This is a genomic window from Aeromonas sp. LsrichE-8G, from assembly GCF_022869435.1.
Lineage (GTDB): Bacteria > Pseudomonadota > Gammaproteobacteria > Enterobacterales > Aeromonadaceae > Aeromonas > Aeromonas caviae.
Window position 1 is genome coordinate 1 of record NZ_JALIHH010000222.1, and the last position, 371, is coordinate 371.

Here is a 371-nt window from a genome sequence, read left to right on the forward strand (position 1 = left end):
CTGCTGCCTCCCGTAGGAGTCTGGACCGTGTCTCAGTTCCAGTGTGGCTGATCATCCTCTCAGACCAGCTAGGGATCGTCGCCTTGGTGAGCCATTACCTCACCAACTAGCTAATCCCACCTGGGCATATCCAATCGCGCAAGGCCCGAAGGTCCCCTGCTTTCCCCCGTAGGGCGTATGCGGTATTAGCAGTCGTTTCCAACTGTTATCCCCCTCGACTGGGCAATTTCCCAGGCATTACTCACCCGTCCGCCGCTCGCCGGCAAAAGTAGCAAGCTACTTTCCCGCTGCCGCTCGACTTGCATGTGTTAGGCCTGCCGCCAGCGTTCAATCTGAGCCATGATCAAACTCTTCAATTTAAGTTTGGTTGC

The 371-nt window shown here is 56.1% G+C and carries 1 rRNA gene; it reads right to left on the reverse strand.

Features of this window, described 5'->3' with window-relative positions:
- A 16S ribosomal RNA gene (locus MUW49_RS19595) occupies positions 1–359 on the reverse strand; the annotation flags it as partial.
- Positions 360–371 lie beyond the last annotated feature (12 nt).